Annotated in this window: 14 protein-coding genes and 1 tRNA gene; 5 read left to right on the top strand and 10 right to left on the bottom strand. The window is 53.5% G+C overall.

The annotated features are described in order from the left end of the window. Positions 1 to 2: 2 nt before the first annotated feature. Positions 3 to 686, top strand: a complete 684-nt coding sequence (locus ACP7IZ_RS03490) for a YoaK family protein (protein ID WP_426847845.1) — start codon at positions 3 to 5, stop codon at positions 684 to 686. A 30-nt stretch (positions 687 to 716) separates the two neighbouring features. Here ACP7IZ_RS03490 and ACP7IZ_RS03485 read toward each other — a convergent pair whose 3' ends face one another. The 6 genes from ACP7IZ_RS03485 to ACP7IZ_RS03460 form a co-directional block, all read right to left on the bottom strand. Then, on the bottom strand, positions 717 to 2087 hold the full coding sequence (locus ACP7IZ_RS03485; RefSeq protein ID WP_426847844.1) for an amino acid permease: 1371 nt from the start codon (positions 2085 to 2087) through the stop codon (positions 717 to 719). 71 nt (positions 2088 to 2158) lie between these two features. Continuing rightward, positions 2159 to 3754, bottom strand: a complete 1596-nt coding sequence (locus ACP7IZ_RS03480) for a hypothetical protein (RefSeq protein WP_426847843.1) — start codon at positions 3752 to 3754, stop codon at positions 2159 to 2161. Positions 3755 to 4505: 751 nt separating this feature from the next. After that, positions 4506 to 4778 carry a hypothetical protein gene (locus tag ACP7IZ_RS03475; protein ID WP_035354085.1) on the bottom strand — a complete coding sequence of 91 codons (273 nt, stop codon included), beginning with the start codon at positions 4776 to 4778 and terminating at the stop codon, positions 4506 to 4508. Positions 4779 to 5108: 330 nt separating this feature from the next. Further along, positions 5109 to 5182, bottom strand: a tRNA-Gly gene (locus tag ACP7IZ_RS03470). Positions 5183 to 5236: 54 nt separating this feature from the next. Further along, positions 5237 to 6628 (bottom strand): DNA repair protein RadA, encoded by a 1392-nt coding sequence (gene radA / locus ACP7IZ_RS03465; RefSeq protein ID WP_063353705.1) that lies wholly within the window; start codon positions 6626 to 6628, stop codon positions 5237 to 5239. Between the two features lie 84 nt (positions 6629 to 6712). Beyond that, positions 6713 to 7744 carry a hypothetical protein gene (locus tag ACP7IZ_RS03460; RefSeq protein ID WP_426847842.1) on the bottom strand — a complete coding sequence of 344 codons (1032 nt, stop codon included), beginning with the start codon at positions 7742 to 7744 and terminating at the stop codon, positions 6713 to 6715. A 207-nt stretch (positions 7745 to 7951) separates the two neighbouring features. Here ACP7IZ_RS03460 and ACP7IZ_RS03455 point away from each other — a divergent pair, with 207 nt between their 5' ends. The 4 genes from ACP7IZ_RS03455 to ACP7IZ_RS03440 all read left to right on the top strand — a co-directional run bounded on the left by ACP7IZ_RS03455 (position 7952) and on the right by ACP7IZ_RS03440 (position 12411). Further along, on the top strand, positions 7952 to 8737 hold the full coding sequence (locus tag ACP7IZ_RS03455) for an MlaE family ABC transporter permease (RefSeq protein ID WP_003629138.1): 786 nt from the start codon (positions 7952 to 7954) through the stop codon (positions 8735 to 8737). Next, positions 8734 to 9522 (top strand): ABC transporter ATP-binding protein, encoded by a 789-nt coding sequence (locus ACP7IZ_RS03450; RefSeq protein ID WP_426847841.1) that lies wholly within the window; start codon positions 8734 to 8736, stop codon positions 9520 to 9522. Before ACP7IZ_RS03455 ends, ACP7IZ_RS03450 begins: the two co-directional genes overlap by 4 nt. A gap of 88 nt (positions 9523 to 9610) precedes the next feature. Then, positions 9611 to 9760, top strand: coding sequence for a hypothetical protein (locus tag ACP7IZ_RS03445; RefSeq protein ID WP_003629136.1), 150 nt, complete (start codon positions 9611 to 9613; stop codon positions 9758 to 9760). Between the two features lie 233 nt (positions 9761 to 9993). After that, a complete protein-coding gene (locus ACP7IZ_RS03440) occupies positions 9994 to 12411 on the top strand; it encodes a mechanosensitive ion channel domain-containing protein (RefSeq protein WP_426847840.1) in 2418 nt (805 codons plus the stop codon). Between the two features lie 62 nt (positions 12412 to 12473). Here ACP7IZ_RS03440 and ACP7IZ_RS03435 read toward each other — a convergent pair whose 3' ends face one another. The 4 genes from ACP7IZ_RS03435 to rfaE1 form a co-directional block, all read right to left on the bottom strand. After that, positions 12474 to 13262, bottom strand: coding sequence for a nuclease-related domain-containing protein (locus ACP7IZ_RS03435; protein WP_426847839.1), 789 nt, complete (start codon positions 13260 to 13262; stop codon positions 12474 to 12476). Between the two features lie 177 nt (positions 13263 to 13439). Continuing rightward, positions 13440 to 14942, bottom strand: coding sequence for a replicative DNA helicase (locus ACP7IZ_RS03430; protein WP_426847838.1), 1503 nt, complete (start codon positions 14940 to 14942; stop codon positions 13440 to 13442). 72 nt (positions 14943 to 15014) lie between these two features. Further along, positions 15015 to 16202, bottom strand: a complete 1188-nt coding sequence (locus tag ACP7IZ_RS03425) for an AGE family epimerase/isomerase (RefSeq protein WP_426847837.1) — start codon at positions 16200 to 16202, stop codon at positions 15015 to 15017. Next, positions 16199 to 17632, bottom strand: coding sequence for a D-glycero-beta-D-manno-heptose-7-phosphate kinase (gene rfaE1 / locus ACP7IZ_RS03420; protein ID WP_426847836.1), 1434 nt, complete (start codon positions 17630 to 17632; stop codon positions 16199 to 16201). The genes ACP7IZ_RS03425 and rfaE1 overlap by 4 nt, the downstream gene beginning before the upstream one ends. Positions 17633 to 17637 lie beyond the last annotated feature (5 nt).

Genomic DNA, 17637 nt, shown 5'->3' with positions numbered 1-17637 from the left:
TCATGACAGCCCGTACGGGACATGATGCCAAGCTGGTTATTGCCATTCTGCTGGTAACAATGGCAATGGGCATGCTGGATGCCATATCCCTACTGCATCTTAAGATTTTTGCAGGATATATGACAGCCACCATTATTCTTATGGCTGTTAATATTGCCACTTCTCAGGCCATTGTTCTTTCTGGCCTGGAAGCCATTGCCTGCTACTTTACGGGGGCCATTATTGGTGGCCGCCTGGTGCGGCGTGAGCGCCATACGCGCCTTGTGGTGGGGGACATTCTGTTAGGCGTTGGCTGCCTTGTAGGGCTGGCCGCATTTGTATGGTGTGCGCACGTTAACGGCGGCATTTACATTACGCTGGGTATGCTCTCGCTTGCCATGGGGCTGCAAACTTCTGCCACACGCCATGCCAAACTGCCGGATATGGTGTTGCCCGCCGCTACAATGGTGCTGCATGGGCTGGCCCATAACAGCACAGTGGCCGGTGGCACAAATTCTGGCACATGGCGCAGATTAGCCGCTATTGCCAGTCTGTTTGTAGGTGCTGTTATTGGCACACTGGTTTCTGATAAAAATGTTGGAATTGGTATTGCCGCAGCCGGTATGACCATTTTTGCGGCGGGTGGCCTGCTGCATCTGCGCCGCCACCCTCTTGCCCTGCATCTGGATAAACTGAGTATTCCCTAAACTGCGGGAATACTCAGTTAAACGTAAAGCTCAGCCAGCTTTTTTGTTATTGGTGGCAAAGTAAACGGCCATAAGGTAGCACACCACCGTGCTGCCCATGGTTGCCAGAGCCGTCATCCGTTCGGATGGGTTCAGCAGCATAGCCACAAACACCAGCACCACACCGGCCAGCGTAACGTAATTGCACAGCGGAAAAAGCGGCAAGGTGTAATTTTCTGCCTCTGTGCCAGCCTGCCGCGCTGCCCGGCGCGTAACAATGTAAGATGTTACAATCAGGCTATAGATCAACAGAATAACGCCACCACTACAGCTTAGCAGGAAGGCAAAGATGGTGCCCGGTGCGAGAATGGATGAGAAAGCCACCAACGTACCCGCCACACTGCTGACGATAATGGCCTTACGCGGCACAACAGCAGCCGAGCTTCGCGCCAGAAACGCCGGAGCATCACCCTGAGCAGCCAGCTCTGTCAGAATACGCGATGTAATATACATGGCGGAGTTCAGGCAGGATAAAATGGCGCTCAGCACCACAATGCGCATCAGCAGCCCCGCGCCCGGCACGCCCATAACATCCATAGCCGCCACAAAAGGTGACTTGCCAGCTACAATGTTTGTCCACGGCACCACAATCAGGATCATACCCACGGCGGCTACGTAAAACAGTGTAATACGGCGGCCAAGGCTGCGGGTTACGCGGGCCACATTTTTACCCGGCTCTGGAGATTCTGCCGCTGCCACTGTGGCAATTTCCGAACCCATCATGGTGAACAAAATGGTGGGAATAATAGACAGCAGCGCCACAATACCATGCGGAAAAAGCCCGCCATGCCCCAGCAGGTTTTCCTTTACAGAAACGCCGGGCCCAAACACATGCGCCGCATATAAAAGAGAAATAGCAATAAAGGCGATAATGCTGAAAACCTTAATGGCGGAAAGCCAGAATTCACATTCACCAAAAACACGGGGGGCAGCAAAGTTGATCAGTTTAAGAATAAGAATCAGCACAATAGAAAGCAGCCAAACCGGCAGATGCACCCAATCCTGTAACAAAATGGCGCCGGCTATGGCCTCACTGCCCAACACCACCACCCAGAAGAACCAGTAAAGCCACCCAGCGGTAAAGCCCACCTTATCTCCATGTGCGGCGCGAATATATTCCACAAAGGACCCACGCCCGGGGTCCGCCACAACCATTTCCCCCAGCATGCGCATCACCAGGATAACCAGAAATCCTACCAGCAGAAACGCCAGCAGAACCGCAGGCCCTGTTGCCGCAATGGCAGCGCCACTGCCAACAAACAGACCAGCCCCAATAGTGCCACCCAGAGCGATCATGGCAATGTGGCGATTACGCAGCCCGTCTGCGGGTTTTCCCGCAGGGAGGGTTGTCGGTTCGGGCATCAGGAAATCCTTTATTCTTGTTGTCCTGTAAGTGTTTCTACCCCAAAACGTTTTGTTTTGGGAAATCTTCGTTAAAAATGCTTGTAAAAATAGGCTTCCAGCACGCCTGCATGCCGCCCGATATTGTGCATGCGATACCCCGTTGGCACCCCTGCGCGAGAAAGCGCACGCCCAGCCGGGCCACTAAAGGCCGTGCCTGCGGCAACAGCGGCTGATGTGGTTTCATCCAGCATATATTCGGCCGTAAAATCCACTTCGTTTGAAACATGGCGGCCCACGTTCTTCAGCCCCATGCCGGAGGGATACAGCAAGGAAAGATCGTAAAAATGCACACCCAGCTTAAGCTCATCCTTTTTACGGAACAGGTGCACTGGTGGCGTGCCTGTTAGATCAAACTGGTGCACTTCCAGATCAGAAAGTGGGGCCAGATACATGCCCACAATTTCACCCGGCCAGTAACCGCCATAGGTGTAGCGCTTACCATCGTACAAAAAGAACGTATCGTAATTGCGCTTAACCGAACCTTCGGCATTTTTGCCGCCGCCAAAGCGCGTGTACCGATAAAACAGATGCGGCTTCCACGGCAGCATGGAAAACGTATAGCCCGGTTCGAAAAACATGCCGTAGGCTTCTACAGATTTGTAGCCATTGCCTGGGTGGCTGTTCTGCTCGGATACAAAGTTGCCATAGAACGTAAAGTTCTTGGAAATTCCCAGCGCCTTAACGGGAAACAACGTGCCGCCCCAGCTCAGGGCCGCTACGTTCATGCCGTTACGATCTGCACGTGTGGAATAATCGTAATGAGATGAACCATCTGCATCGCGCACATGGAAGTAGGTTAACGTTACATACGCAGCACGATCTGCATATGTAGAACCCCCATGCCCACCGGGTTTGTTCTTGAACCAAGATACATCAAACCCAACAAACTTGGTTTTAGGGCGGTCATACCCGCGGTCAATGTCGTTGTCGGAATTGCTTTCCAACATAAAGACATCCCCTCGCACGGAATCACCTTCCAGCTTGATCACGCCGGGGCCAGAAAACGCATATCGCGGTGCATACCACCATGCGCCTCTATCACCCGCGCTGTAGGTGCCTTTACCAATCAGAAAGCCATCATCCACCGCAAAGGCCTGTCTGCCGCCCAGCACCGTAAGAACCTGGTTGCCACCTGCCATCTTTAACGGCACTTCTACGCCCAGATTGGCTTCTTCCAGATAAATGGAACGCGGTGTGCCAGATGTTTGAGAAACTTCTTCCGCATCACCATCACCCAACGTGGTGGCGCCAATGGCAGATGCCTTGCCAATAACGGTAAAGCCCCAGCCTGTTTGCCAAGACCCCATGAGCATAGGCTTGCCGTAAAATTCGCCATATGTGCTGTTTTTATGCCGCACTAAAGCGCCGGAAGATTTGGTGCCGTAAGACCCTGCGCCAAAGTTGGTATTGGGCAGGAAAAAAGCAGACCCACCAATATCCAGCGCACCCTGAAGGGTGATCCCCTTAACGGAAACAAGCGTTTGTTCTGCCCGCACTTCCTCTGGAGCAGCAAAAGCAGCCAGACCGAGCGCTACCAGAGAACAGCTTGCCTTAACAAACCCGCGAGACCCGCGGCACACTGAAGTGGCATGAGAGCGCGCATGCCGGACAAAGGAATTATTCATAATCAGCCCGCGCCTGCATGAAGTTGAAACCCAGACGCACACGCACAAAAAAAGCGATAAAGCCGTTTCTGTGCAAAAATGATATCCTGCATCAGATATGCCACGTGTAGAGGATCTCCTTGTTGCAATCTGTTACGGGACAGATATGTATTGCATATACACATCTCTTTTTATAATCATCACACAACAATATATGATATTCAAGAGATTATAATAAAAAATTCTGAATCTTTTTTACTTCTATATTTTGTATAATCAAGATGTATTGTTAAATAATAAAAAGAGTATTTTGTATTTCTTTCATGTATTCCAAAACAAAGAATGCTTACCATATCGGATGTGAAACAATAATTTCATGAAAAATTATCTTGCCGCATACACAATGTACATGCGCTTGAGCACGCATCTGCTTTTTAGTGTGGTTTGATTTTATGCGCGATATGTATAATTCTTTTTCTTAAAAATAAAATACCATATATACTATATTAAAAATTGGTATATTTCAGTTATCATCATGAATATATTTATATATTCTGATATTAATTTTCTTGTTTACTATAAATTTTAAGTAATATGATCTGTATCTATATTCATATATATATTATTCTCACACCAAATGAGCGGAACAAGTAACGCCTCATACGTTCCCATGCCGCAAACACTTGGTCATTCTGAAAGGGCAAAGAAGCCGTGCCCTGTTCCAATGTTTTATGACCGCATGCCACCAACATTAAAACAGGGCATCCCCACATTACTGCGGCATGCTTGGGTATTTTACGGGCACGTGCTCAGATATACCGCCGTCCCACACACCGCCTTTGGTGGTATCCGGCGTATCTGGGTCTTCCACCTTTACCTTCTTGGCTGCCCCACCATCCCATACACCGCCTTTGGTTGTATCGGGCTGATCCGGGTTTTTGACCTCAACATGTCTTGAGACACCACCATCCCATGTGGCTGCAGAAGCACTCTGTACAAACCCGAGGCCAAGAACAGCGACACACATATAAAGTGTCTTTTTCATTTCTCTCTCCTCGTTTAACAAAACTGTAACAGAATGTATTTCTTATTTGTTTATTTTCAACACGAGTACTGTGCATTCTCCGTATGTCTGCTCTTTAAAAAGCAGTAATCGTAAGCAGCGCCACACATGCTCCGAGCAGCCATATCGCCACAAAAAAAGGAACCCGAAAGGGTTCCTTGCGCAGGATTTATCTTGTGTAGAGAACATATTTTGCGAAATGAGTATCTTCTCATATCCATTGTAAAAACAACGGCTGACCACCCACCAACGCGGCATATCGTGCTGCTGGGTGAGGCTCGCAATTTATTGATTTATTTGTTTTCGGGAAGTTGGAGCGGATGAAGGGAATCGAACCCTCGTATGCAGCTTGGGAAGCTGCCGTTCTACCATTGAACTACATCCGCGTCTTTATGGCGCGCACTATACCGATACATCGCGCAAAAGGCAACGTGTCAGTTTCACTCGGCTTCCATTTCCGCGCTTACCAGATCGGAGATATGGCCGATTTCGCGCAGATGCAGCCCCTCCGGCGGCCGAGAGCGCGTATTGCCGCGTGCAATGCGCCGGGGCAGCACGGCACGGTCGAACCCCAGCTTGGCGGCTTCCTTCAAACGGGCATCGGCTTGCGCCACCTGCCGCACTTCGCCAGAAAGACCTACCTCGCCAAAATAAACCTCTCCGGGGCTGGTAGGCACGCCGCTGGCGGCAGAAACCAGAGCCGCTGCCACGGCCAGATCTGCCGCAGGTTCCGCCACTTTCAAACCTCCGGCTACGTTCAGATACACGTCCATGCCAGAAAGTTTGAGCCCGCAGCGTGTTTCCAGCACAGCCAGCAACATAGAAAGGCGGCCTGTATCCCACCCCACCACGGCGCGGCGTGGTGCGCCATCTCCGCTTTTAGGGGCCAGTAGCGCCTGCACTTCCAACAAAACGGGGCGCGTGCCCTCTAGCCCGGCAAACACGGCAGACCCGGCAATATTGCCCCGCCGTTCGGCCAGAAACAGAGCAGATGGGTTGCTAACTTCCTCCAGCCCGCGGTCTGTCATGGCAAACACGCCAATTTCATCTGTTGCGCCGTAGCGGTTTTTGGCCGCACGTAAAATACGGAACTGGTGGCCTCTATCGCCTTCAAAATACATCACGGCATCTACCATGTGCTCCAACACACGCGGGCCTGCCAGCGCACCTTCCTTGGTGACATGCCCCACCAGAATAAGGCTGAACCCCCGGCGCTTGGCCGCGCGTATCAGCTCAAACGCACAGGCCCGCACCTGAGAGACCGTGCCGGGGGCGCTGTCTATGGTTTCCAGCCACATGGTCTGGATAGAATCAATCACCACCGCCCTTACATCGGGTTCGGCTTCCAGCGTGGCCACAATATCTGCCACGTTAATAGATGCCGCCAGATCCAGCTTGGCCCCGGCCACACCTAAGCGTTGCGCCCGCAGGCGGATCTGATCTACCGCTTCTTCACCAGAAATATACAGCACCCGCTCGCCCTTGCCTGCCAGTTTACTGGCGGCCTGAAGCAGCAGGGTGGATTTACCTATGCCGGGGTCTCCCCCCACAAGCACAACAGAAGCAGGCACAAGGCCACCGCCTAAAACCCGATCAAGCTCTGCAATACCTGTTTGGGTGCGCGGTGGAAGTTTGATCTCCCCTTCCAGCGCCTGTAGCGCCACGCGCCGCCCCTTGCCGCCACGCACTGCGGCAGAGGATGCGGCCAAAGGTTCCACAGCCATTTCTTCCAGCGTGTTCCATTCACCGCAGGCATCGCACTGCCCTGCCCATTTGGCATGTACAGCGCCACAATTGGTGCAAACATAGGTGCGGGAAGGTTTTTTAGCCATCAGGCAAGCTCTTGTGCTGTCCAGTTCATGCCCTTGATGTGGAATAAAACGGGAACAAACTCAAGGGCTCGCGGGAACTGTTTTTTATGCGTAGCCCAATTGCGCGTTCAGATCGGCCATGCCGGATTTATGGAAATACGCCTCAAACACATCACACCACGGGTCTGGCTGCTGCCGGACCTTGCCCGAAAATGTTGGGGTGCGTGCGCCATATGTCTGCACAAACGCGGCAGACAGGCGCTGCGTGAACTCTGGATTGATGGCCTGCAATTTTTCAATGTTATGCGGCTGCAAATCACCCTGCTTCAGGCTTTCATAACGCAGCACAATACTTTGGGGCGATGTATCAGCAAGCATCATGCGGGCCATCTGGCGCACATGCTCCAGCCCACGTTCATGCTCTACAGCCAAAAAGGCCGCCACGCGGGCATCGCCTTCCTGCTCACGCCAGAATTGGCCCAGAAAATCATCTGGCTCAGGCGGGATCATATATAGCAAAAAGCGGAACATGCTTTTCACGATATCACGCAGGTTCCGCACAACAGAAAGCACCACAACGCCTTGGCTGCGCACATGGTCTATGACGTGCTGAAAATCACAATGCGCCACAACGTGCCCACCTTGCAGCGTGGCGGTTACCAGATCCAGCGGGCAATACAGCCGCACGGTTTCGGGCATAATATGCACACGTTCATCCGGCAGGCCGCGGTAATCATCTACCACATCCTCTCCGCCCAGATGCAGGCGGTGGGAAGGGCAGCCCGCCGCCTTTAACGCAGCTTCCACATAATACGTGCCTGCCTTGGGGATGGTGTTAACCATAACGGGCGGCAAGCCCGGTGTTTCACATGTGTTTGTTGTTATCAGGGTGTTCAGATACAGGGGGTATCTGCGGCCTTCTACCGTGCCGGCCCACCCGTTTCCCGTTCGATGATACCGGCTGCTCACCTGCCCCTGCATATTCAGCAGGCACAGCTCTTCCCCATCCATACGCCATGTATGCTCGTTTTCGTGCCGATACCCGTAAAGCTGCCCATCGGGCAGAAAGACAACCTTGCCGTAATTGGTGTTGCAAGGAGACCCAAATACAAAAACAGAACGGGAAACATCATCCATAATTGAACACCCCTATAGAGTGCCACTTTGCAAAATGGCTGGGGGCTGTTTGCCACTTCTGTTCATAAATTTAAACAAATATTTATTACTGCAAGACCACCATCCCCCAACCCCACCACGCAACGATGCTTTGACGAACCCGCCCGCACGGGTTACGGCTCTGGAACTGCCTTTTCACACTTCAGCAGGAACGGACAGTCCACACTCATGGACATGGTGCTTGATCTTGTGGCCCGCCTTGGCCGCGCTACACTTTCCCTTATTCGCGCGGCGGGGGCTTTGGCCCTGTTTGCGGCTTCTGGGCTTTCGCACATTGTGCGCCCCCCGTTTTACGGCCGGGTATTTTTATCCACCTTTTTAGAAACGGGCTTTTTCTCTCTGCCTGTTGTCGCACTTACGGCGCTATTTTCTGGCGGGGTGATTGCGCTGCAATCCTATACCGGGTTTGCACAATACCATGCCCAAAGCGCCATTGCGGGTATTGTGGTGCTGGCCGTTACGCGTGAACTGGGGCCTGTGCTGGCGGGCCTTATGGTAGCAGGCCGCGTAGGAGCCGCCATGGCGGCCCAGATTGGCACCATGCGCGTAACAGACCAGATAGACGCGCTTACAACCCTTTCCACCAACCCCATGAAGTATCTGGTTGCCCCACGTCTGCTGGCCGGGCTAATTGCCCTGCCCCTGCTGGTGTTGGTGGCAGACATACTGGGCGTTGCGGGTGGCTTTACTGTAGCGGTGGTGAAGCTGGGCTTTTCTGCCCCTGCTTACATTACAGCCACGCTCAACTCTCTTAAGGCCATTGATGTCACGGTAGGGTTGGTAAAGGCCGCGCTGTTTGGGTTCCTTATTGCGCTGATGGGCTGCTATTACGGCTACAACAGCAAAGGCGGGGCAGAGGGTGTGGGATCTGCCACAACAGCCGCCGTGGTGGCGGCCTCCATCATGCTGCTGGCCTTTGATTACCTGCTGACAGACCTGTTCTTTTCACAATGAGCCAGACCATGACAGGCACCACGCCTAAAATCCGTATTCGGGACCTGCACAAATCCTTCGGCACCAAAAAGGTGTTGGATGGTGTTTCCATGGATGTTGCGCAAGGCACATCCTTTGTTGTTATCGGCGGGTCTGGCTCGGGCAAATCCGTGCTGCTGCGCTGTATTCTGGGGCTGATTACGCCAGATTCCGGCATTATTGAAATTGATGGCGAAAACGTTCTGGCCGCTCCGGAAAAACGGCGTGAAAAACTGCGCAGCGAAATTGGCATGCTCTTTCAGAACGCCGCGCTGTTTGACAGTTTGACCGTGTGGGAAAACGTCACCTTCGGGCTACTGGCCCTGCATAAGATCTCCCGCAAGAATGCCCGCAACCATGCAGGCACCATTCTGGCGCAGGTGGGGCTTGATCCTTCTGTAGGGGATTTATACCCCTCCGAACTTTCTGGCGGCATGCAAAAGCGTGTGGGCCTGGCCCGCGCCATTGCCGCCCAGCCGGATATTCTGTTTTTTGATGAACCCACAACCGGGCTAGACCCCATTATGGGCGCGGTAATTGATGGGCTGATAGTAGATTGCGTCAAAAAACTGGGTTCCACCGCCATTGCCATTACGCATGATATGGCCTCTGCCCAACGCATTGGGGATGAAGCCGCCATGCTCTACAAAGGCAAGCTGATCTGGCAGGGCGCAGCATCTTCCCTCATGAACAGCGGCAACCCGTATGTAGATCAGTTCACACACGGGCGGCGTGAAGGGCCCATCAGCATGGAATTGCGGCGTTAATCACACTTGGCTGCAATCTCCACTTGCCCGCGCTGCCCTGCAATGAGATAGAAAAAGCAGACAAAACGGGTAAGGGATATTCGGTAAGATGAAACGCGCGGTTCTGCTGCTAGCCTGCACCTTGGGACTATCCGCCTGTGGCATGTTCAGCTCCAGCGAACCAAAACATCTGACCACAGCCGCTCAGTGGGAAAAATACGGGTATCATGATCACCTGAAAACTGGTGATGACGACTAACCCCACCCCTTTTCTCCGATAAGTTGATTTTCACCCCTGCCGCTGCTGATGGCAGGGGTTTGCCTGTTGGAATGTGCACAGCATATGCGCTGCCTGCACAAAACAGAAACTTGCACATACTTCCCTTATAACACCACGCTGCTTGCTTAAAAGTAGCGCAACCCCCTCTTGCGCCGCTACGTTACGGACATAAGGGTTATTTTTTCCAGACACCTGAAACACAAGGTTTTCTGATGCGTTTGAAGCGGTTCTGTTCTTTTTTTCTATCGTGCTTTGTACTAACGCAGGGTGCCGTGCTTTTTGCTACCAGCACCCCCCTTCTGGCAGCAGATACAGAAAATGCACCAGTTACAGCCCCGGCCCCAACAACCCTTATTACCAATACTGCGGATATTGTTAGCAACAGCACGCTGGAAAGTATTGGCACAGAAATAAGCGCCATTTACCAAAGCAGCCAGCAGGAAAGAAGCAACGGCCAAAGCACAACAGAGCTTGCCAACCTGCTGCGCCGCGCCAATGTGGTGGCCACACAAACAGACACCCTGCAAGCCCGCCTAAAACCCTATCAGGCGGTTTATCAGAACTTTCTGGATATTCTGGGCAAACCGCCGGGCAAGGATGACCCCGCAGAACCGGCCTCCATTACCGAGCAGCGCACGCTTCTGCTAAAAAAGCAGCAGGATATCAATTCCCGCATGACGCGGCTTAAGCTGTATCAGGTAGAAGCCCAGCAGCTTGTAAGTGAACTGCGCCAACATGGCACTGCCATACAGCAAGCCACCCTGTGGCAGCGCTTTCCTTCACCGCTTGGGGTCAACTTCTGGTCTCAGTTTACCAGTCATTTCCATGCAGACATCACGCGGTTCAGCGCTTTGGGGGGTGAAGCCCTTGGGGTGCTGGGGGTAGCTTTTGCTGGCAAGCGCATTTTTATTTCACTGGGCGGCATAGCACTTTCCGCCTTGCTTCTGGTGGGGTGGTTTTTCTCACACGGGATTATCCGCAGGGCGGTGGTGCGTTTTTTGCCTGCGGGACGTATCCGCCCCATTATTGCAACTCTTGTTTGTGGTGTGCTCAGCCTGCTGGCTTGGGGCTTTTCCTTCCAGATTTTGTGGAGCGTTCTGGCCTTTGATAACTCTGCGCTGGATGAAGATTTAAGCACGCTTGGCAGTATGATGGGCGCGCAGTTTCCGCTTTGCGGGCTTGTGATTGAACTGGGATTTTGCCTGCTTTCGCGCCATCCGGAATGGCGTATCTTTCCGATGTCGGACGCCATTGCGCGTAATTTACGGCTGTTTCCGCTCTGGTTGGCAGGTGCGCTTATTATGCGCGGGTTCCTGCGTTATATTGATACGCAAAGCGGCATTTCCATGCTGTCCGTACAATTAATGGATGGCCTGTATGTGCTGGCTGTAAGCCCCCTGCTATTTGCCATTCCGCGGGAATTGCGCATTTCCGATCAAACAGAAGATACCCCCAGCCAACCTTCCCGCACTCAGTTTTTAATCAGTCTGGCTATGGGAATTTCCATTGTCTGCTGGTTGGCTGTTTTTTCTGGCTACATTCCGCTGGCTTATACCATCATCTCATGGGTCAGCATGATGGCTATCAGCATGACGGGCCTTTTGCTGCTTTCTCTTTTGGTGACGGCTATGGCCAGCACGCTTTTTCCGGCCAGTGCACCTTTGGGGCGGCATTTGGTAGAACTGGGCCTGCCCCCGCGGCTTGTAAACCAGATGTGCGTGGTGGTGCCCGGTATTGTAAATGTGCTGTTATTGGCCGTGGCTTATGCCGTTGCCACCAGCGGCGATGGGTTTGACCCACAGCAGATATGGCACCAGCTTTACTGGCTGTTTCATGGTCAGGCCAGCACCGATGGTTCCCACATCTCTCTGGATGCCATTTTGCTGTGCGCTGTGTTGCCGGTGGTGGGCTATTACACCATCAACATTTTAAAATCCTGGTTCAAGCAAAGGTTTTTCCCCACCACACGGTTGGATATCGGGGCGCAGGCCTCTATCCTGAGCATTCTAAGCTATGCAGCATGGATTTTAGTTGGCCTTAGCATGCTAGCAGTGCTGGGCGTTACCGTTAAAAGCATGACATGGGTTGTTAGCGCGCTTTCTGTGGGTATTGGCTTTGGCTTGCAATCCATTGTGCAAAACTTTGTTTCGGGCATTATCCTTATGGCCGAACGCCCGGTTTCCATTGGGGATGTTGTTACTATTGCGGGCGTTACCGGCACGGTGGAACGCATTAGCGTGCGCTCTACCGATATCCGGCTAGAGGACAAATCCACCATGATTGTCCCTAACTCGCAGTTCATTACCTCGGCGGTTAAAAACGCTACACGGGCACAAAAGCCCGGTGTGTTTACCATAGAACTCAACCTGCCATTTGCATCTGATCTGGATAAGGCCATGGATGTCATGGCTCGCACTCTGGCCGCGTGCAAGGATGTGGATGAAAGCGTGCAGCCAAGTGTCAGCATGTCTTCTGTATCTGATGGCTCTGCCCTGCTTATTGGATCTGCCAAGGCCGCAAATGGCACAGACATAAAAGTTGTGCGCAGTGCTGCTCTTTTTGAAATCTGGAAGGCGTTTCAGGAAAACAAGATTCCGGTTACGGTGCGGCAAAACCTGATAACCGTTTAACAAGGCCACTCTATTCCTGCGGGCCGCCTGTATGGCCCGCAGAAACCCTGCCACGTTGTGTTTTAGGAAAAACGCTGGCGCAATTTATCTCTATGTTCGCGCGCACGCCCGGTATTGGCAATGTAGGCCTGTTGCAGAACATGCCATGCCTTTTCCAATTCTCTATCATCTATATAGGCAAAACCCTCTGGCCGCGTACGCAAAACACGCTCCAGATTTTTCAGCCGCACCACCTGCTGATGCACAAACGGGCTGGCATAAGCACGCCCGGCGAATACCACAACAGACTGCACGTTTTCCATCCCGGTCAGATATTTTACAGCACAGACATGCCGATAATTCTGATGCACGGGGTCCATAAACAGCCTGTAACTTACCCCCGAAGAATTTGGAAAACTCTGCTTCCAAACACCCGGCGTAGATGAACCAGAAATAAAGCCATCGTAATTTTTGGTTTCAATAACCACAATGCCCCACGGGGCTTTTACAAGATGATCTATTTCTGTCAGCCCTCTGTCATCTTCTAAAATAACATTATGCAAGGCTGGCCAGCCCATGTGCCGGAGAATTGCGCTTACTTTTTCTTCCCCTTGCCGCCCTTTTTCATAGGCATCAAAATCCGGTTTCTCAAAGCCCGCTTCTGTCGGGGCTTTATCCTGATGTGTTGGGGGCGGAGGTACATACTTTTCTGGTTTTTCAACAAAACCAAAAATCAAAGCACCGGCCAGAGCAAGAAGCCCTACAACCAAAGCAATTTTTACAAGCAGAAATAAAAATGCAAAAACAGTTGAAATATTCAGCAAGACAAGAACGCACACTGCCACTGCAATAATGGCACTTAGTTTATTCATTAAAAAATCTGCCCGATCTTATGTGTTTTTTGGCATTCAGCTTACAGGCTGTTCTTGCACGCACGTGCAGTGGCACATACGCCGCCAGACAACAAGCGTTAGAACTTTTTGAATTTACGTGGATATCAGAAGGTTTTTATTAAAAAGGCCCCAACATGCGGGGCCTTTTTAACAGGTTTAATGATCCTGATGAATGGTATCCAAATCTGCAAAGCGCGTGTATTCGCCTTCGAAAAACAGATTGATGGTGCCCGTGGGGCCATGACGCTGCTTTTCCAAAATAAGCTCGGCTTTGTTATGCACCAAGCTCATCTTGCGCTGCCATTCATCCATCGCCACGGAGTATTTCTCCATGGATTCAAAAGCTGTTTCCTTGGGCATACGCTGTTGCAGGTAATATTCATCACGGTACACAAACATCACCGCATCGGCGTCCTGCTCAATAGACCCGGATTCACGCAAATCCGACAGCATGGGCCGCTTGTCTTCTCGGCTTTCCACCTGACGGGAAAGCTGGGAAAGCGCAATAACCGGCACTTCCAGTTCCTTGGCAATGGCTTTAAGCCCCTGCGTGATCATGGAAATTTCCAACACACGGCTTTCTGGGCGGGTGCCAACAGATGGCCGCATAAGCTGGAGGTAATCCACCACCACAAGGCACAGGCCCTGCGTACGCTTTAACCTACGGCAGCGCGTGCGCATGGCGGAAAGGGAAATAGCTGGCGTATCATCAATCACCAACGGCAGGCGGGCCAGTTCGTGGCTGACACGCACAAAGCGGTCAAACTCCTTCTGCCCGATATCACCACGGCGGATACGCTCGCCCGAAACCTCGGCCTGTTCAGACAAAATACGGGTGGCCAACTGCTCTGCCGACATTTCGAGCGAGAAAATAGCCACCGCCCCTTTGGGCTTTTCTCCTGTTTCCTCGGCATCATCCATAATGGCGCGTGCGGCGGAAAAGGCCATTTTAGTCGCCAGCGCCGTTTTCCCCATAGCAGGACGCCCGGCCAGAATCAGCAAGTCCGATGGATGCAGCCCACCTGTTTTTTTATCCAGATCGCGCAAGCCAGATGTAAGGCCTGTAACGTGGCCTTCATTCTGGAAGGCCTGGGCTGCAACAGAAATGGCCCCGCTCAGCGCCTTGTTGAAGGAAACAAAGTCCCCTTCATTGCCTTTTTCCGTTGCCAGTTTGAACAGGGCTTCTTCCCCTGCCTCAATCTGATCCTGCCCGGAAAGGCCCATGGTGGTGCCAAACGCGCTGTTCACCACGTTTTCACCAATATCAATTAGCTGGCGGCGGATCCATGCATCATGAATGGTGCGGCCGTAATCCCCGGCGTTGATAATCCCGACCATAGAGGACAGCAGCTTGGCCATATAGGCCATACCGCCCACACTGGCCAGAATGCCGGAATGTTCCAGCTCGGCCCGCATGGTAACGGGGTCTGCCAACTGGCCGTTTTCTATGCGCCGGGCAATGGCTTCATAAATCTGGCCATTCACGCGGTTGGCAAAATGCTCACCGGCCAAAAAGTCCGAAACACGGTCATAGGCGCGGTTATTGGTCAGCAACGCGCCAAGCAGCGCCTGTTCGGCCTCCACATTGGCCGGGGGCTGCCGAAGGGTAAGGGCCAGAAGGCTTTCGTCCTTCTGGTTGGGGGTATCTGTTGTTGTCATGCTCACAACACCGCTTGTATCAGATTCGCGCTGCTACGTCCTGCTTACACGCACATTTCCGCACAGCGTTTTTTAGGCCGGTGGCACGCAGGCCCGTGCGGCCTGATCTAACGCATCATACGCTGTTACAATATGATAAAGCGAGCTACTTGGTATTTGCGTCACGGCAGGCACGCCCTGTGCATCCAGTTGATCCAGCCATGTGCCCGTGGGGCAGCCCGTAAAATACCGATCAAGCAGATTGGTGGCCATACGCGTAGCCCAACCGGATTGATCCTGCGGATCATGGCACAGCGCGCCACGCAAGGCCTCGCCTTGCACCCAAAGGCGGAAGGTGGGTTTAAGCACCTGCCCGTTCCGCGCAACGGCATCGCGCACCAATGCTGTTTGGGTATCTACACCATATTGATGTGCAAAATGGTATAAGCGTGCGGCCTGCGCGGTAGTATCTACCCCACTTTGGCGGGCATAAGCCTGCAGCAGCCAAACCCATTCAAAATGATGCCCCGGCTCGCACCACTGGCCTTCTGGCCCTGTGGCGGGTTGCCAGTCTGGCCCAAAATATTCGCCCAATGTGCCGGTGCGTTCATCCATAAAGTATTGGCTGAATAGCGCATATAACGCATGGGCCTGCGCCAGATCTGCGGCATCACCTGTGGTTTCATGCAGGGCAAGAACAGCTTCCAGCAAGTGCATATGGGGGTTTTGCTGCCGCCATGCACCATCGTCGGCAGGCAGGGCATTCATAAACCCGCCATTAGGCAGCGCCATAGCCTGCCCCAGCCACGCAAGCGTTTGCCGCGCCAATTCTACTGCCCGGCCTGTGCGTTCCACCCGGCCATACCATGCCAGTGCAAACAGCACGAAAGCGATATCGTACAAATCTGCACTGTCATCCAGCACCGCGCCATCACGCGCCAGAAGCTTAACCCATCCGCCATCTGGCCTATGGGCATTGAGCAGAAACCTGAAAAGACTTTCCGCCCGTTGCGCCGCTGGCTGCCAGCCTTTTAACGCAGCCCAAGAAAACACAAAAAGCTGCCGCGCCTGCACCCTTACACGCTTGAATGGCGGCAAGGCTGGCGTGCCCTGTAAGGTCAGACACTCCTGCGCCCCCAAGGCCGCCGGGTTTTGGGGCGTGCCATCGCACCCCGTGCTGGCCCAGAAGGGCAAGGCATCATCAAACAGCCAACGCGCAAAGCGGTTGCGCACGGCAATAAGCGGCAGATTTTCTGCGCCGGGCAGATCATGCACCATCATGCCTTGCGAATCCGCCCGATTGTAGATGTGGTGGAATGCCCTTGCTGCAAGTTAGCCAGCACCAGCCTGCCCCCTGCGGCCTGCACAATATCCGCCCCCACAACCTGTTCGGGCCGGTAATCCGCCCCTTTTACCAGCACATCCGGCATAAGGGCGCGGATAAGCTCCAGCGGCGTATCTTCATCAAACGCCACCACGGCATCTACGTAGCGGATGGCCGCCATAACAGCCGCGCGAGATTCCAGTGAATTAACAGGCCGTGTTTCACCTTTCAGGCGGCGGACGCTGGCATCTGTGTTCAACGCCACCACCAGCCTGTCACACGCGCTCCGGGCTTCTGCCAGCAAGCTGATATGGCCGGGGTGGATGATATCAAAACATCCGTTGGTAAAGCCCACACGCAGGCCGCGTGCCTGCCAGCGCGCCACCTGTGCGCAAGCGGCCCCTAATGGCAGCAGGTGGGGCACTTCATCCGGGCCGGATTGTTCTTCCAGCTCGTGCAGAACTTCCTGAATATCAGCCGTGGCCGTGCCCAGCTTGCCCACCACCACGCCAGCCGCCGCATTGGCAACGCGCATGCCTTGCTCGAACGACATACCCGCACCAACAGCCAACGCCATAGTGGCAATAACGGTATCTCCCGCGCCGGAAACATCAAACACTTCCCGCGCACGGGCAGGCACCGCCAGCACCTCGCCCTCGCGCCGTACCAGCATCATGCCTTTTTCAGAGCGGGTGGCCAAAATAGCCTGTGCATCGGCTTGCGCCATAACCTTGCTGGCAGCGGCCTCTACATGCGCTGCGGTATCCACCGGCATGCCAGAGGCTGCGGCCAGCTCCTTGGCGTTGGGGGTAATGCAGGTGGCACCTTTGTAAAGTGTGTAATCAGTGGATTTGGGATCTACAAAAACAGGCACGCCAGCTTGCCGCGCCACACGGAACAGATGCGCCAGCACAATTGGGCTGCACACACCTTTACCGTAATCAGACACCACCACCGCCTGACAGCCCGCGATATGTGCATCAATCTGGCGGCACAGGGCTTCCTGCTCGGGCTCCGCAATTGGCGCGTGGCTTTCTTCATCCACCCGCACAACCTGCTGATGCGCGGCAATAAAGCGTGTTTTGCAAATTGTGGGCCGGGCCGCACTTTGCACTGTAGCGTCCACCAGCCGGTTTTTTTCCGCCAACGTGGTGCGCAGGCAGGCTCCGGCCTCATCCTGACCGCTCAGCCCCACCAGAATGGCCCGCCCCCCAAGCGAGATAATGTTGCTGGCCACATTACCGGCCCCTCCGGGCATTTCCCGCCGGGAATCCAGCAACAACACAGGCACCGGGGCTTCGGGCGAAATCCGATCCATGCTGCCGTATAAAAAACGGTCCAGCATTACATCACCCAAGCACAGCACGGTAATGGCAGAAAAATCCATGCCGT

Origin of the sequence: Acetobacter sp. AAB5 (assembly GCF_050106715.1) — a bacterium.
Lineage (GTDB): Bacteria > Pseudomonadota > Alphaproteobacteria > Acetobacterales > Acetobacteraceae > Acetobacter > Acetobacter oryzifermentans.
The sequence above is the reverse complement of the archived record's forward strand: the minus strand, read 5'-3'. Positions and strand labels throughout refer to the sequence as shown.

Coding starts and splice junctions, on each gene's coding strand:
- ACP7IZ_RS03490 (WP_426847845.1), top strand. CDS start 3: ATGACAGCCCGTACGGGACATGATGCCAAGCTGGTTATTGCCATTCTG.
- ACP7IZ_RS03485 (WP_426847844.1), bottom strand. CDS start 2,087: ATGCCCGAACCGACAACCCTCCCTGCGGGAAAACCCGCAGACGGGCTG.
- ACP7IZ_RS03480 (WP_426847843.1), bottom strand. CDS start 3,754: ATGAATAATTCCTTTGTCCGGCATGCGCGCTCTCATGCCACTTCAGTG.
- ACP7IZ_RS03475 (WP_035354085.1), bottom strand. CDS start 4,778: ATGAAAAAGACACTTTATATGTGTGTCGCTGTTCTTGGCCTCGGGTTT.
- radA (WP_063353705.1), bottom strand. CDS start 6,628: ATGGCTAAAAAACCTTCCCGCACCTATGTTTGCACCAATTGTGGCGCT.
- ACP7IZ_RS03460 (WP_426847842.1), bottom strand. CDS start 7,744: ATGGATGATGTTTCCCGTTCTGTTTTTGTATTTGGGTCTCCTTGCAAC.
- ACP7IZ_RS03455 (WP_003629138.1), top strand. CDS start 7,952: ATGGACATGGTGCTTGATCTTGTGGCCCGCCTTGGCCGCGCTACACTT.
- ACP7IZ_RS03450 (WP_426847841.1), top strand. CDS start 8,734: ATGAGCCAGACCATGACAGGCACCACGCCTAAAATCCGTATTCGGGAC.
- ACP7IZ_RS03445 (WP_003629136.1), top strand. CDS start 9,611: ATGAAACGCGCGGTTCTGCTGCTAGCCTGCACCTTGGGACTATCCGCC.
- ACP7IZ_RS03440 (WP_426847840.1), top strand. CDS start 9,994: ATGCGTTTGAAGCGGTTCTGTTCTTTTTTTCTATCGTGCTTTGTACTA.
- ACP7IZ_RS03435 (WP_426847839.1), bottom strand. CDS start 13,262: ATGAATAAACTAAGTGCCATTATTGCAGTGGCAGTGTGCGTTCTTGTC.
- ACP7IZ_RS03430 (WP_426847838.1), bottom strand. CDS start 14,942: ATGACAACAACAGATACCCCCAACCAGAAGGACGAAAGCCTTCTGGCC.
- ACP7IZ_RS03425 (WP_426847837.1), bottom strand. CDS start 16,202: ATGATGGTGCATGATCTGCCCGGCGCAGAAAATCTGCCGCTTATTGCC.
- rfaE1 (WP_426847836.1), bottom strand. CDS start 17,632: ATGGATTTTTCTGCCATTACCGTGCTGTGCTTGGGTGATGTAATGCTG.